Origin of the sequence: Pseudomonas sp. Leaf434, assembly GCF_001425545.1 — a bacterium.
Taxonomy (GTDB): Bacteria; Pseudomonadota; Gammaproteobacteria; order Pseudomonadales; family Pseudomonadaceae; genus Aquipseudomonas; species Aquipseudomonas siliginis.
Genome location: NZ_LMQZ01000007.1, coordinates 179,319 through 193,117, shown reverse-complemented (window position 1 = coordinate 193,117; position 13,799 = coordinate 179,319). Strand labels below are relative to the sequence as shown.

At 61.7% G+C, this 13,799-nt stretch carries 10 protein-coding genes and 1 tRNA gene; 10 read left to right on the top strand and 1 reads right to left on the bottom strand.

Going from position 1 to position 13,799, the window contains the following annotated elements:
* Window positions 1-124 precede the first annotated feature (124 nt).
* A complete protein-coding gene (locus ASG55_RS13040; RefSeq protein WP_016772126.1) occupies window positions 125-1,789 on the bottom strand; it encodes an OFA family MFS transporter in 1,665 nt (554 codons plus the stop codon).
* 525 nt (window positions 1,790-2,314) lie between these two features.
* Between ASG55_RS13040 and ASG55_RS13035 the strand changes: the two genes are divergently transcribed.
* From ASG55_RS13035 to ASG55_RS12990, 10 genes are all read left to right on the top strand, one after another.
* Window positions 2,315-4,531 (top strand): AsmA family protein, encoded by a 2,217-nt coding sequence (locus tag ASG55_RS13035; RefSeq protein ID WP_056787222.1) that lies wholly within the window; start codon window positions 2,315-2,317, stop codon window positions 4,529-4,531.
* Window positions 4,528-5,595, top strand: coding sequence for an A/G-specific adenine glycosylase (gene mutY, locus ASG55_RS13030; RefSeq protein WP_056787220.1), 1,068 nt, complete (start codon window positions 4,528-4,530; stop codon window positions 5,593-5,595). Before ASG55_RS13035 ends, mutY begins: the two co-directional genes overlap by 4 nt.
* Entirely contained in the window at window positions 5,592-5,864 is a 273-nt protein-coding gene (locus tag ASG55_RS13025) for an oxidative damage protection protein (RefSeq protein WP_041477523.1), read from the top strand. Before mutY ends, ASG55_RS13025 begins: the two co-directional genes overlap by 4 nt.
* A 91-nt stretch (window positions 5,865-5,955) precedes the next feature.
* Window positions 5,956-6,031: transfer RNA gene (locus ASG55_RS13020), tRNA-Phe, on the top strand.
* A 402-nt stretch (window positions 6,032-6,433) separates the two neighbouring features.
* On the top strand, window positions 6,434-7,408 hold the full coding sequence (gene sbnA, locus ASG55_RS27270) for a 2,3-diaminopropionate biosynthesis protein SbnA (protein ID WP_082530294.1): 975 nt from the start codon (window positions 6,434-6,436) through the stop codon (window positions 7,406-7,408).
* A gap of 5 nt (window positions 7,409-7,413) precedes the next feature.
* On the top strand, window positions 7,414-8,445 hold the full coding sequence (sbnB, locus tag ASG55_RS27265) for a 2,3-diaminopropionate biosynthesis protein SbnB (RefSeq protein WP_041477521.1): 1,032 nt from the start codon (window positions 7,414-7,416) through the stop codon (window positions 8,443-8,445).
* A complete protein-coding gene (locus tag ASG55_RS13005; protein ID WP_056787217.1) occupies window positions 8,439-10,220 on the top strand; it encodes an FAD/NAD(P)-binding protein in 1,782 nt (593 codons plus the stop codon). The genes sbnB and ASG55_RS13005 overlap by 7 nt, the downstream gene beginning before the upstream one ends.
* On the top strand, window positions 10,217-10,831 hold the full coding sequence (locus ASG55_RS13000; protein WP_056787214.1) for a glutathione S-transferase family protein: 615 nt from the start codon (window positions 10,217-10,219) through the stop codon (window positions 10,829-10,831). The genes ASG55_RS13005 and ASG55_RS13000 overlap by 4 nt, the downstream gene beginning before the upstream one ends.
* A 15-nt stretch (window positions 10,832-10,846) precedes the next feature.
* A complete protein-coding gene (locus tag ASG55_RS12995) occupies window positions 10,847-12,271 on the top strand; it encodes an L-lactate permease (RefSeq protein ID WP_056787212.1) in 1,425 nt (474 codons plus the stop codon).
* 27 nt (window positions 12,272-12,298) lie between these two features.
* Window positions 12,299-13,777, top strand: a complete 1,479-nt coding sequence (locus tag ASG55_RS12990; RefSeq protein WP_056787209.1) for an aminotransferase-like domain-containing protein — start codon at window positions 12,299-12,301, stop codon at window positions 13,775-13,777.
* Window positions 13,778-13,799: the final 22 nt, after the last annotated feature.

Genomic DNA, 13,799 nt, shown 5'->3' with positions numbered 1-13,799 from the left:
GAAACAAATGTGGGAGCGAGCCTGCTCGCGAATGCGGCAGGCCAGCCAACATTGATGTCGACCGGTGCTCCGTCTTCGCGAGCAGGCTCGCTCCCACAGGTTCGGCGTTTATTCAGCTAACACCTTAGTGAAACAGTACCGCCGTCTTCTGCAGGGTCACCCACACGCCCCACGCCAACGGAATACCCACCACCAGCCATGCCGCGATGGCCAACGGCTTGGTGCCCGGCGCGGCTTTCCATTCCAGAACAGTAGACGCATCAGCACCTTTGTCATGACCCAGCGCCTGTTCAGCAGCCAGTTCAGCGTCAGTCATGAAGTACTTGTCGGCCACCGGACGGACCATCAGATTGCACAGGAAGCCCAGCACCAGCAGGCCGGCGAGGATGTACAGGGTGATGTCGTAAGCGGCAGCGCGTTCCACGCCGATACTCAACTGATATTCACGCAGGTAGTTCACCAGCACCGGACCGAGCACCCCGGCAGCGGCCCAGGCAGTCAGCAGACGACCGTGGATCGCACCGACCATCTGTGTACCGAACAGGTCGGCCAGATACGCCGGAACGGTGGCAAAACCACCGCCGTACATCGACAGGATGATGCAGAACGCCGCCACGAACAGCGCAACGTTGCCCAGATGGCCCATGTTCGGAATCAGCGCGTACAGGGCAAAACCCAGCGCGAAGAACACGAAGTAGGTGTTCTTGCGGCCCAGGTAGTCGGAGAACGAGGCCCAGAAGAACCGGCCACCGATGTTGAACAGGCTAAGCAGACCGGTGAAGCCCGCTGCGATCGCCGCGATCGAGGCCAGTTGGCCAGCGTCGAGCTGACCGAACGGCACATCGACGCCCAGCAGTTTGCCGCCGAACACTTCCTGCAACAGTGGCGAAGCCATGCCGAGGATGCCGATACCCGCCGACACGTTCAGGCACAGCACCAGCCAGACCAGACGGAATTGCGGAGTTTTCCAGGCTACATTCACGTGAACGTGACGGTTGGTGATCATCGCGTTGGAAGCTTTCTTCGCCGGAGCGGTCCAGCCTTCAGGTTTCCAGCCGGTTGGCGGCACGCGGTAGGACAGTGCGCCACCGATCATGAACACGAAGTAAATGGCCGCCATGGCTACGAAGCTCTGCCATACGCCCACGCCTTCTGGCGAAGCGAAGTGGCTCATCAGCGCAGTCGCCAATGGTGCACCGACCATTGCGCCGCCACCGAAGCCCATGATCGCCATGCCGGTCGCCATGCCGCGCTTGTCCGGGAACCACTTGATCAGGGTCGACACCGGCGAGATATAGCCCAGGCCCAGACCGATACCGCCGATCACGCCGGAGCCGATCCACATCAGCCAGATCTGGTGGGTATAGATACCCAGCGCGGAAATCAGCAGACCGCCGCACCAGCACAAGGCCGAGACCACGCCCGCTTTACGAGGCCCGGCGTGTTCCAGCCAGCCACCCCAGATCGCTGCCGAGCAGCCGAGGAAGATGAAGAACAGCGTGTAGATCCAACCGAGCATGGAGATCGGCCAGTCGCAGTTCGACGAAAATACCTGTGCGATGAAGCTCATGTCCGGCGCGCAAGCCACCGGCGCGGTAACGCCCAGTGCCTTGGACAGCGGCAACCAGAACACCGAGAAGCCGTAGGCCATGCCGATGCACAGGTGAATGGCCAAAGCGGCCGGTGGAACCAGCCAACGGTTGAAACCGGGCTTGGCGATGATGCGTTCCTTGGACAGGAACGCAGGCTGGTCGGCTTTGAGGCCGTCCGCCGTGATGCTCGTGCTCATTGTGTATCCCCCAATTGTTAGTATGGTTCGCCAGCCACTGCTCACCCTCGGCCTTATGCACGCAGGCATGACCGTTTTTTCAGGTGAAGCTCCTTGAAGGCGCGACGTTAAGTCGCAGACGGGCGGACGAACTGGCGAAGGTTACCATTCTCAGGTGACAGAAAAACCAAACTGATATCACCTTTTTTCAAGTCATCTGTTCTCGTACGACTCGGGAAGCCGCCAACCCCGCGTCTGCAAAGGCACCACGCCGTTTGCTACTTGTCCCATTTATGCGTGTGAAAAGTTATCCGTCGCCTGGGCGTGACTGCACGACGGGTGAACCAAGCGCAAAAAATGGCGTCGCAAGCGGGGGCCGGATTGCGCCCTCTGGCGCCCGCCGGGCATCCTCAAGCGCAGGCACCGGTGGCGAAGTTGCAGGTACCGCCGCCGACCCTCGGCAGATGACGCCACACCGAACCGGGTGCCGGCAGCGCTATACTCCCCGGCCATATGACCAATTCGACTAACTACAAGGACTCGCCCATGAAAGCGTTCGGCAAAATCCTGGGTCTGGTACTTCTCGGGCTGTTGCTGATCATTGTGGCGGCAGGCTTTGCCCTGACCCACCTCTTCGATCCCAACGACTATAAAGACGAGATCCGCCAGATTGCCCGCGACAAGGCCCACATCGAGCTGACGCTCAATGGCGATATCGGCTGGAGCCTGTTCCCGTGGCTCGGCCTGGAACTGCACGAAGCCAGCGTCGCCACTCTGGCCAAGCCTGCCGAACCGTTTGCCGACTTGCAGATGCTCGGCCTGTCCGTGCGCGTGCTGCCGTTGTTGCGCCGCGAAGTGCAGATGAGTGACGTACGCGTCGAAGGCCTCAACCTGCGCCTGAACCGCGACAAGAACGGCCACGGCAACTGGGAAGACATCGGCAAGGTGCCTGTGGCGCCTGGCTCGACTCCACCCGCCACACCGGGCGCGACCGCCAGCGAGCCGACCGTCGCCGTGGAAAAACCGGCGCAACCGATCCGCCTCGACATCGACAGTCTGACCGTGAACAACGCCCGCGTTGAGTACACCGATGAGCTGACCGGCAAGCAGTTCAGTGCCGAAAGCATTCAGTTGAGCACCGGCCCGGTACACGATTCGACCAATATCCCGGTGAAAGCCACCGCGTTCCTCGGCACCAATCAACCGGTGCTGCGCGTGCGTACCGAGCTCAACGGCGAGCTGCGCTTCGAGCGCGCCCTGCAACGCTACAAGTTCGAAGACTTGAAGCTGACCGGCGAACTCGCTGGCGATCCGCTGCAAGGCAAAACCATGACCTTCTCCGCTCAAGGGCAGTTATTGCTGGATAAAGCAGCGAACGTCGCCGAATGGACCGGCATCAAAATTTCCGCCAACCAGTTGCGCGCCCTGGGCGAGTTGAAAGCCAACGACCTCGACAAGACGCCACAGATCAGCGGCGGCATTTCCATCGCCCAGTTCGATCTGGCGAAATTCGTCGACAGTATCGGCCAGACACTGCCGGCGATGGGCGAAGGCAGCCTGAGCAAGGTCGAACTGGTCAGCCGCGTTGCGGCCACCCCGACCAGCCTGTCGTTCGACAACATCAACCTGAAACTCGATGACAGCAGCTTCAGTGGCCGCATCGCCGTCGAGGACTTCGCCAAACAGTCGCTGCGCGCGATTCTCAAGGCCGACACGTTCAACGTCGACCGCTACCTGCCACCGAAATCGGCTCAGGCCAACAGCGCCACGCAAACCCGTCAGGCCGAAGTCGCCAGCACCGAGGCCGGCGCCGTCGCAGGTACCACGCCGCTGCCGGACAAACCGAGCAAAACCGCCTGGAGTACCGAGCGCCTGCTGCCGGTCGAGCGCCTGGCCAAACTGGACGTGGACGCCGACCTGACTTTCGGCCAACTGACCCTCGACAAACTGCCAATCCAGAACGCCGCGCTCAAAGCCACCGGTCAGGGCGGCCTGCTGACACTGACTAACCTGAGCGGTGATCTGTACAACGGCGGTTTCGTCGCCAACGGCACGCTCGACGTGCGCCCAAGCGCGCCGGTACTGAACCTGCAGACCCGGCTCAATCGCGTCCCGGTGGAAAAAATCATCGAAAGCCAGGGCAAGACTCCACCGGTCAAAGGGCTGGTGACGCTGACCAGCAGCCTCACCGGCAGCGGCAACAGCCAACAGGCGCTGATCGATACGCTGAACGGCAACGCCAGTTTCGTCATCAACAACGGCGTGCTGCTCAACGCCAATCTTGAACAGCAATTGTGCAAAGGCATCGCCACCCTCAACCGCAAGACCCTTAGCGGCGAGCCTCGGGGCAAGGACACGCCGTTCGAGGAGCTCAAGGGCAACCTGACCGTGCGCAACGGCGTCGCCAGCAACCCCGACCTGAAAGTGCGCATCCCCGGCATGACCGTCAACGGTGACGGCGACATCGACCTGCGCGTGCTCGGCATGGATTACCGTGTCGGCATCATCGTCGAAGGCGATACCAGCGCCATGCCCGACCCGGCCTGCCAGGTCGGCGAGAAGTTCGTCGGCATCGAGTGGCCGCTGCGCTGCCGTGGCCCGCTGGAACTGGGCGCCAAGGCCTGCCGTGTCGACAATGACCGTCTTGGTCAGGTCGCCAGCAAAATGGCCGGCAACAAACTCAGCGAAAAGATCGACGAGAAACTGGGCGACAAAGTCAGTCCGGAACTGAAAAACGCATTGAAGGGGCTGTTCAAGCGATGACAGCGGAGCAGTTTTCCACGGCGGTGCTGGAATGGTTCGACCGCCATGGCCGCCACGATTTGCCGTGGCAGCAGGACATCAATCCGTATCGGGTCTGGGTGTCCGAGATCATGTTGCAGCAGACTCAGGTCAGCACCGTGCTCAACTATTTCGAGCGTTTCATGGCGGCGCTGCCAACAGTCCAAGCTCTGGCCGAAGCGCAGGAAGACGAGGTGCTGCACCTCTGGACCGGGCTGGGTTACTACACTCGCGCACGCAATCTGCAGAAGACCGCGAAGATCGTCGTCAGCCAGTACGCTGGCGAATTCCCGCGCGACGTGGAAAAACTCACCGAGCTGCCGGGCATCGGCCTGTCCACCGCCGGGGCGATCGCCAGCATCAGCATGGGCCTGCGCGCGCCGATCCTCGACGGCAACGTCAAACGCGTGCTGGCGCGCTTCACGGCGCAAGAGGGCTACCCCGGCGAACCGAAAGTCGCCAAACAGCTGTGGGCCAACGCCGAGCGCTTCACCCCGCACGATCGGGTCAACGCTTACACCCAGGCGATGATGGATCTTGGCGCCACACTCTGCACGCGCAGCAAGCCGAGCTGTCTGCTGTGCCCGCTCAAGCGTGGCTGTGAAGCGCACATGCTTGGTCTGGAAACACGTTATCCGATTCCCAAGCCACGCAAGGCCATCCCGCAGAAACGCACGCTGATGCCGATGCTCGCCAACGGCGAAGGCGCGATTCTGCTTTACCGCCGCCCGTCGACGGGACTGTGGGGCGGTTTGTGGAGCCTGCCGGAACTGGATGATCTGGAAGATCTGCAGCATCTGGCCGATCAGCACTCGCTGACCATGGGTCAGCAGCAGGCGCTGCCGAGCCTGATTCACACCTTCAGCCACTTCCAGTTGTCCATCGAACCGTGGCTGGTTCAGGTGCAGGAAGCCAGCCATCACGTGGCCGAGGCCGACTGGCTCTGGTATAACCTCGCCACCCCGCCGCGCCTGGGCCTTGCTGCCCCGGTCAAGACCTTGCTCGAACGCGCGGCCGCCGTATTGAATGCAGGAGAGTCGCCATGACCCGCACCGTAATGTGCCGCAAGTACAAAGAAGAACTGCCCGCGCTGGAGCGCGCCCCTTTCCCGGGCGCCAAGGGCCAGGATATTTTTGACCACGTCTCGGCCAAGGCCTGGGCCGACTGGCAGAAACACCAGACCCTGCTGATCAACGAAAAGCGCCTGAACATGATGAACGCCGACGATCGCAAATACCTGCAGGGCGAAATGGACAAGTACTTCTCCGGCGAGGAATACGCCAAGGCCGAAGGCTACGTGCCGCCAGCCGAATAACCGGTATATTTCGTAAGCGACGGAATTAATTTAAGAAATTTTCAAAAAGTCGTTGACGTAAATCCGAAAAACCCTTTTAATGCGCCCCGTTGCCCAGATAGCTCAGTCGGTAGAGCAGGGGATTGAAAATCCCCGTGTCGGCGGTTCGATTCCGTCTCTGGGCACCAAATACCGAAAACCCTGAATCGCAAGATTCAGGGTTTTTTTATGCCTGCGATTTGATTCCCCTCCCCTCGTCCCCTTCGATACACCCGGATTCCAGCTGTACTGGAAAAAACCCGAAATCTGTATCTCTCCGTGTAGATGGCGTTTCGCCAATACTTCAAGCAAGCCTTGGCGAGCCAATGACTGGCTCTACTTTGCGCCCCGCAACACTCTGGACTCCTGTAGCCCTCAGAGCGCAAACCCTGATTTTTTGAATCGATCGGCGTCGCCCGCAAGGTCACTTCCTGTCCAGCAAAAAAATCTGAACCCAACCCACAGGCGGACTGCAGTTAGTGCTTTTCAAACATTCCAGGATGAATGCTGGCGCCCCCGTGCGCCCGGCAAAAGAGCGAAACGGACGACGTATGATCAAGCAACTCATCAATGAAGACAGTTATGTGCAGATCGGCGATCTTTGCAGCGCAACGATCCAGCTGAAAATCGAAGGACTGAATCCCGCCGGCTCCATCAAGCTGAAGACCGCGCACGCGCTGATCACTGATCTTGAAGTCCGCGGACTGATCAACCACAAGACACGCCTTATCGAATCCTCATCGGGGAATCTGGGCGTTGCGCTGGCCATGGTCTGCGCGGCCAAGGGCTACAAGTTCGTTTGCGTAATCGACCCGAATATTTCCGCGCCGAACCGCAAGCTGATTCAAGCCCTTGGCGCGCAAATGCTCATGGTCGATCAGCGTGACGAGAACGGCGGTTACCTGAATTCGCGGATTCGCCTGATCGAACAACTGGTCGCTGACAACGCCGACTACATCTGGCTCAACCAGTACAAGAATCCGACCAACCCCCTCGCCCACTATCAAGCGACTGCCAGGTCCATCGCGCGCAAGTTTCCCCAGGTGGATTACCTGTTCGTCGGCGCGGGAACCACCGGCACGCTGATGGGCTGCAAGAACTACTTCGCCGAACATCATCCGCAGACCAAAGTCATTGCCGTCGATACCGTCGGCTCGGTGACGTTCGGCCTGCCGGGCGGCACGCGCCATATCCCGGGGCTCGGCACCAGCCGCCTGCCGGAGATATTCGAGTCGTCGGGCATTCACGACTTCCTGTCGATTCCCGAGGAACAGACGATCAAGGTCTGCCGTTGGCTGGCGCAACGCTACGGCCTGCTCTTCGGCGGCTCCACCGGCACTGTGCTCGCCGGCATCCGCCAGTGGGCGCCGCATATCCGGCCCGACGATGTCGTGGTGGCGATCTCCCCCGACATGGGTGAGCGCTATCTCGAAACCATCTACTCCGACGACTGGGTCACCCAGCGGATCGGCGCAACCGCACTGCAGCCCCTTTTCCCTGAAATCGCTCTGGCACTCTCGGCGTAATCCTCATGACCACACAGAATCCGATCCAGCCGTTCCACGTCATCCCCGGCGCTGTCGTCAAAGACATCCTCAACGGGCTGCGGCATGCAACCATCGACATGGTGGCGCAGACCTACCTGACCCACGAGCGTGGCGAAACCGTTAACCCCGACAGTTATTTTCTGCGTTTCCCTGCGCAACCGGCGAACCGGATCATTGCGCTGCCGGCGGCCATCGTCGACAGCGAGGGCGATCAATCCGTCTCCGGGATCAAGTGGATTGCCAGTTATCCCGACAACATCAAGTCAGGCATTCCGCGCGCATCTGCCGTGCTGATTCTCAACGACCCGCAGACCGGTTATCCCTACGCCCTGCTCGAAGGTGCGCTGATCAGTGCCGTGCGCACGGCGGCGTCGGCGGTATTGGGTGCCTGGTGGCTGAATGGCCAGAACCGCCACGCGGCGACACTTTCGATCATTGGTGGCGGGGTAATCTCAAGAAATATCCTCGAGACTTTCGTCGCGGACGACTGGTCCTTCGACAGCGTGGGCATTCACGATCTCAACGCCGAATCGGCGCAAGCCCTCGCGGAATTTGGCGAACAACTGGGCCTGCCGGATGTGCGTCTGCTGTCGCTCGAAGACGCACTGACAGCCGACATCGTGGTGTTCGCCACCAGCGCGGGCGAGCCCTACGTAAAAGGCCAGGGCACGTTCCGCCCGGGGCAGATTGTTCTGAACATCTCGCTGCGGGATATCGGCGCCGAAATCATCGAGGAAAGTTACAACTACTTCGACGACATCACCCATTGCCTGAAGGCCAATACCTCACCGCATCTGGCCGAGCAGCAATACGGCCATCGCGACTTTGTCACCGGCACAGTGGCGCAGCTGATTCGCGGTGACCTGCATGTCGCCCAAGACAAACCGCTGATCTATTCGCCATTCGGCATGGGCATTCTCGATCTCGCGATTGGCCGGATGATCCACGACATTGCGGTGGCGGCCGGTACGGCAATTGCCATCCCGTCATTTTTTGGCGAGGAGCGCAGATGGTGAAGGCGCCTGTGCACATCGGCCTGGTCGGCTGCGGTTCGCGCGGATTGTCGATATTCGAGCGCCTGTTGAGCCGCGCCGAGGAACGTCCGCAACAACCGGTCGTCATCGACATCTTCGAGCCCAACGTGCTCGGCAGCGGCGCGCACTGGCCCGATCAACCGGACTACCTGTTGCTCAACACCGTCGCCGGTCAGCTCGGGGTATTTCCCGACGCAGCAGCGTTCGGTGATCTGACCGACGCCCGGGAACGGCCAGGGCCGGACTTTCTCGCGTGGTGCCGAGCACAGCGCGTCAAGGTTGACCCCGACAGCGGCCTGCTCGCCGCCGACGGTCGCGACGTCGAGCCGGAGGATTTTCTGCCACGGCACCTGCTCGGCGCTTATCTGGCCGACGCCTTCACGCGGATCCTCGCGACCGCACCCGCTTGGGTCACGGTCAATCTGCATCGGCATCAGGTCACGGCGGTCGAGCGCAACGAGAATCAGCAATACCTTCTGCTAACCGCAGAAGGCGCTGCGGTGACGGTGGATCGTCTGGTGCTGACCGTTGGCCACACCGGACGCCTGCGCCTGGCGGGGCAGAACCGGGTCGACAACGTTTACCCGCTGCCGGGCAGCCTCACCACCGTCGAGCCCGGCGAAACGGTGTTGATCGAAGGGTTGGGCCTGGGCGCCATGGACACCCTGGCGGCGCTGACGGCTGGCAGAGGCGGGATCTACAAACCCATGGCTGATGGCAGTCACACTTACCAGCCTTCGGGTCAGGAGCCGGTGATCTTCATTCAGTCGCGGGACGGGCTGCCGTTTCGCACGCGTCCCAATGGCTTGATCGGCTTCCCCCGCCATAGCGCCGTGCTGCTCACGAGCGAGCGTATCGAATCGTTGCGGGTCAACGCGCACAACCGCCGACTGGATTTCGAACGGGACATTCTGCCGCTGATGCTGCTGGAGATGCGTGCCGCTGCGGTCGCCGTTCTGCATAAACCTTCAGCGCCGCAACAGCTGCTTGAGCAGCTCAGAACCGTCAGCGTTGCCGGCCCTGCCGGTGTGGCCGCTTGTGAAGCCTTGCTGCGCGAGTTCGAAGCGATTGCCGGCGCAATCAGTCCGCTGGAGCTGATCTGCCACGCACTGCCCGACAGCGTGACGCCTTACAACTATCACGCATGGATTTACGACACCCTCGAAGCCGACTTGCATGAAGCACGTCTGGGACGCGGCGCGTCGCCGATCAAAGCCGCCATCGAAGTCTGGCGCGACTTGCGCGACCGGCTGCGTGAGGCGGTCGATTTCGATGGGCTCACCGAAGATTCGCATCGGCAGTTCTATGGCCGCTGGCACAAGGCGATCAACCGTCTGGTCGCCGGCCCGCAGAAGGAGCGCCACGCCGATCTGCTCGCGCTGTGTGATGCCGGTTTGCTGACCTTTCTCAAGCCCGGCTCACGCCCCGCGATCGATCACTTCAAGCGAGTCGCCGGTTACGTCCAGAGCAGCGGCGTCACCCACAGCGACTGCGCACCTGTGCGCGACCTCGCGCGCCTGGGCCTTGTGCGTCCACGCACCGATGTGCCGGGCATCGACGGCATCGATGTCGACGCGGCGTCCAACCCCAAGTCGAACAGCGGCGAAACGGTGCGTGACATCTGGGTGCTGGGTCCGCTCGCTGAAGGCTCCTGTTATTACAACCACTACGTCACCTCGGCGGGCGCACCTTCGCGGCTGTTCATGGACGCCCATCGAGTCGCCACCGCCATCCTTGAGACAGGAACTCGCGCATGAAACTCTATTATCAGACGCATTCGCCGTACGCCCGCAAGGTGTTGGTGCTGGCTCACGAACTTGGCATCGCATCGAGCCTTGAGGTGATACATCACGAGACCAGCCCGACTTCACCGAACGCGACCATTTACCAGGCCAACCCCTTGGGTAAAGTGCCGGTGCTGATGCTGCCCGACGACAGCGCACTGTTCGATTCCATCGTGATTTGCGAATACCTCGATGACCTGAGCAATGGCCGTAAATTTATCCCGGCCAGCGGCCCCGAGCGCTACAAGGCGCTGCGCCTGCAGGCATTGGCGCAGGGCATGTGCGACGTCGGCATCAAGCTGCGCTGGGAAGTCGAGCGGCGCCCCGAGGCTTTGCGCTATCCGGCGTACGCGGACGGCCAGGCCTACAAACTCAAGGAGGCGTATCGCTTCATCGAAGAGCACGTCGACCTCAATGGCCCGATCACCGTTGGCCACATCGCCTTGGCGACCGCGCTGGACTGGATCGCTTTCCGTCAACTCTCGGACTTCTCGGCGCAAGCACGCCTGAGCGAGTGGTATCAGACGTTCTGCCAGCGCGCGTCCATGCGGGCGACCGAGTACAGCGGACAGACGCACGATTAAGCCAAGGAAACCGCTATGAGCTCTCTCTTGCTGCAAATGTCACCGATCGCGCTGGTGATCGCGCTGATCCTGATCCTCCGGCGTCCGCCGGTACAGGCCGCGCTGGCCGGTGTGGTGCTGGTGCTGGTGCTGTGGGCGCTGGGCGCTGCCGGGCCGGTGTCGGCGGCGATCTCCTCGGCGATTTTTCAGGACACCACGATCCTGTTTCTCAGCACCGCGTGCGTCATCGTCCCAGGGCTGGCCTTCGTCATTCTGGTCGAGCGCGGCGGCGCGCCACAGGCCATCGGCGCGTGGGTCAAGGAACTCGGCTGGACACCCCCGGCGCAGGTGATTTTCATCGTGCTGGGTCTGGCGCCGCTGCTGGAAGCGATGACCGGCTTCGGCGTTTCGCTGATCGCCACGGTGCCGCTGCTGATGGGGCTTTTCACTCGCCAGTCGGGGATGAAAATCGCCCTCGCCGGCATGGTGATCATGCCGTGGGGCACGCTGGGTCTGGCGACGGTAATCGGCGCCCTGCTGGCGCACCTGCCGGCGCAAACCCTCGGTAGCCATTCGGCGCTGATCAGCGCGCCGGTGTTCCTCTGCCTGGCGTCGCTGGCCTTGTGGCAGGCCGGCATCCGCAGGATCACAGCGTGGCTGGGGCTGCTTGTCGTGACCGCCCTGTTCGTTGCCGTGCTGTTTTCCATCAACCTGTGGGTCGGCCCGGAAGTCTCCGGTGTGCTGGCCGGGCTGGCCGTGGCTTGCGTCGGCCTGGGCATCTCCTGGGCGCAACGGAAAAAACTGGTGCGCTGGCCGAGCGCGGCATGGCCTTATCTGGCCTTGCTGGGAGTGATTGTGGCGTCGCGCGGACTGTTCGTGCTGTCGGGTTGGGATGGCCTGTGGGTCATCAGGGGCGAACACGTTTCATGGAAGCCGCTGGCGTCTCCAGGGCTGGCGCTGCTGATCGTGACCGTGCTGATGGCGTTCAGGCAAACCGCGGGCGCGGGTTTCCCGTGGCCAGCGCTGTTCAACCGGGCGAAGTTTCCGGTCACGACAATCTTCCTGTTCCTGCTGCTGTCTCAGGTGATGGTCAACGCTGGATTCCTCGTCGAGGCGCAAAGCGCGTTGCAATCCATGTCGGGTATTTCGCTGGCACCGACGATCGCCCTGCTGGCAGGGATTGCCGGCTATGTCACCGGCTCCAACGTCGGCGGCAACACGCTGGTGATGCCGTCCATTGCCGCGCTGAGCAGCGAACACGGGGCGTGGCTGGCGGCAATGGTCAACAGCGCCGCCGGCCATGGCGCACTTGGCTCGCTGTCGATTCTGTCGTTGATCACCGGACTTGCCGGGGCCAACCGCCAGGAAGAAAACAGCCTGATCCGCTTCGCCTTCGGTCTGGTGGCGCTGAACATCGTCATAGTTGCTGCAACGGGGATCGTTTTGCTCTACTTTCTGTGAATTGTTTCGAATCATCACAGAGAACTTATGGACAGGTTTGATTTGCCGGACAAGCGCTGGCGGATAGTCAAGGACTGGATTATTCGCCAGATCGACAGCGGTGACCTGGCGGCCGAAGCGAAACTGCCGTCAATCCGCGTTCTGGCGCGGATGTTCGAGACCAGCATCACCACGGTGCAGCGGGCGCTGGCCGATCTCGAGGCCGACGCCTACGTCTCGACGGTACCGCGCGTCGGCTACTTCGTCTCGGCATCGGGGCGGGCAAAACCGTCCGGCGCTTTCGACTTTTCCAGTGTCACCGTCAACGTCAATCATGCGGTGGTTGCGATGCTCTCCGAGGCGGCCTCGCGCACCACCGCATCGCTGAATTCGGCCGTCCTGCACAGCGATCTCACGCCCAACGTGTTGCTCAACAAATGCCTCTCGGTGTTGGCCGCCAGGACCGACAACGCGCTGAGCGGTCTGGTCGCGCCACCCGGCCTTCCCGCGCTGCGAAGGCGTATTGCCGGCCTGATGCTGACTCGCGGAGTGGTATGCGGGCCGGACGACATTCTGGTGACATCGGGCGACACCATCGCTCTGGAACTCGCCCTCGAAGCAGTCGCGTCGAAAGGCGCTACAGTCGCCATCGAAACCCCGACCTATTACGGCATCCTGCAGACCATCGAACGCCTGGGCATGCGCGCCCTGCCGATCCGCACCGACGGCCGCACGGGCCTGGATGTCGATCATCTGGAAGAAGCCCTGAAGCAAAAAAAGGTCGCGGTGATTTTTCTCAACCCGACGCTGCAGAATCCGCGTGGTTTCATCATGCCCGACGAAGCGCGCGCGCGACTTTCAAGGATCGCCCGGGAAGCGGATGTGCCGATCATCGAAGACGACATCTTCTTCGACCTGGTGCCCGAAGCTGATCGGCCGCGCGCCCTCAAGAGCTACGACAGCAGCGGCCAGACGATCTACTGCTCGTCCTTTTCCAAAACCATCGCGCCGGGTTATCGCGTCGGCTGGTGTCTGGCCGGCAAATACCGCAATGCCATCCTCGCGCAGATGTTTTCGCGCAACCTGGCCGTTTCCAGCCTTGCGCAAAACGTCCTCAATGAATTTATCGGCCGTGGCTACATGGACGAACACTGCGCCAGATTGAGATCGCAACTGTCCTCGCTGGCGAGTTTTGTCGAAGCGCTGGTGCGCACGGATTTCCCGTTAGGGACCGTCTATGTGCCACCGCGCGGCGGCTTCATCCACTGGATCGAAATGCCTGCACACACCGACATGCCGGCGCTGCAGCAATTGGCCACGGAGCGTGGTTGCCACGTGGCTGGCAGCGGGATCTTTTTCGCCGATGGCCAGGCTTCCACAGGCGTGCGCATCTGCCTCGGCACTGCGCTGACCCCGGCGGTGATCGGCATTCTCAAGGTGATCGCCGAATGCGCCCACCTTGCCGCACGCCCGACGAGCCCGCGGCAGATGCCGACTGAACAGCTGCAAGAGCTGGCAGTTTCCTGACCGACTTGCGCGAGCCTCGCTT

Excerpts from the sequence above, each read along its gene's own strand:
- ASG55_RS13040 (WP_016772126.1), bottom strand. The coding sequence starts at position 1,789 with ATGAGCACGAGCATCACGGCGGACGGCCTCAAAGCCGACCAGCCTGCG.
- ASG55_RS13035 (WP_056787222.1), top strand. The coding sequence starts at position 2,315 with ATGAAAGCGTTCGGCAAAATCCTGGGTCTGGTACTTCTCGGGCTGTTG.
- mutY (WP_056787220.1), top strand. The coding sequence starts at position 4,528 with ATGACAGCGGAGCAGTTTTCCACGGCGGTGCTGGAATGGTTCGACCGC.
- ASG55_RS13025 (WP_041477523.1), top strand. The coding sequence starts at position 5,592 with ATGACCCGCACCGTAATGTGCCGCAAGTACAAAGAAGAACTGCCCGCG.
- sbnA (WP_082530294.1), top strand. The coding sequence starts at position 6,434 with ATGATCAAGCAACTCATCAATGAAGACAGTTATGTGCAGATCGGCGAT.
- sbnB (WP_041477521.1), top strand. The coding sequence starts at position 7,414 with ATGACCACACAGAATCCGATCCAGCCGTTCCACGTCATCCCCGGCGCT.
- ASG55_RS13005 (WP_056787217.1), top strand. The coding sequence starts at position 8,439 with ATGGTGAAGGCGCCTGTGCACATCGGCCTGGTCGGCTGCGGTTCGCGC.
- ASG55_RS13000 (WP_056787214.1), top strand. The coding sequence starts at position 10,217 with ATGAAACTCTATTATCAGACGCATTCGCCGTACGCCCGCAAGGTGTTG.
- ASG55_RS12995 (WP_056787212.1), top strand. The coding sequence starts at position 10,847 with ATGAGCTCTCTCTTGCTGCAAATGTCACCGATCGCGCTGGTGATCGCG.
- ASG55_RS12990 (WP_056787209.1), top strand. The coding sequence starts at position 12,299 with ATGGACAGGTTTGATTTGCCGGACAAGCGCTGGCGGATAGTCAAGGAC.